Source organism: Vibrio sp. T11.5 (assembly GCF_027587155.1).
Lineage (GTDB): Bacteria > Pseudomonadota > Gammaproteobacteria > Enterobacterales > Vibrionaceae > Vibrio > Vibrio neptunius.
The window spans coordinates 1-401 of sequence record NZ_JAPPTP010000082.1 but is presented as its reverse complement, the minus strand read 5'-3'; the positions used below and the strand labels follow the sequence as shown (position 1 = coordinate 401).

Sequence of the window (401 nt, the reverse complement as noted above, 5' to 3'; positions counted from 1 at the left end):
TACGTTACTCTGGCTATGCCGGTATTGCTATTTCGCTTATCGGTGTGGTGCTGGTCGGGCCGATGATGTTTGTTGGCGCCGGCGCCGGGCTATTAATGTCGTTTAAAATGGCAGGAGTAGTCAATAGACCTCGGCAGCGAGTGTTGCCGTTTAATTCTTTGCTTAACTATGAATTTCGTATTGCACCTTGCATCCAATATAAAAACAACCTTGTTCAGTGGCATATGTCACCAATGATCGAAATGGTTCACGCTGAGGATGATGAAGAAGGTAGAGACCTTTATCGCTCCAATCGAAACTTTTACTTTTTAAGTTATGCCGCCTCCCATGAGGAGCAAGCTAAAATCGTAAAACACTTAGCCCCCTTTCTTACTGTTGTCGAGGAAGAGTAAGTATTCACG

The 401-nt window shown here is 44.6% G+C and carries 1 pseudogene; it reads left to right on the top strand.

Annotation, left to right across the window (positions count from 1 at the left end):
* A pseudogene (locus OH455_RS23295) lies at nucleotides 1-392 on the top strand (hypothetical protein); the annotation flags it as partial.
* Nucleotides 393-401 lie beyond the last annotated feature (9 nt).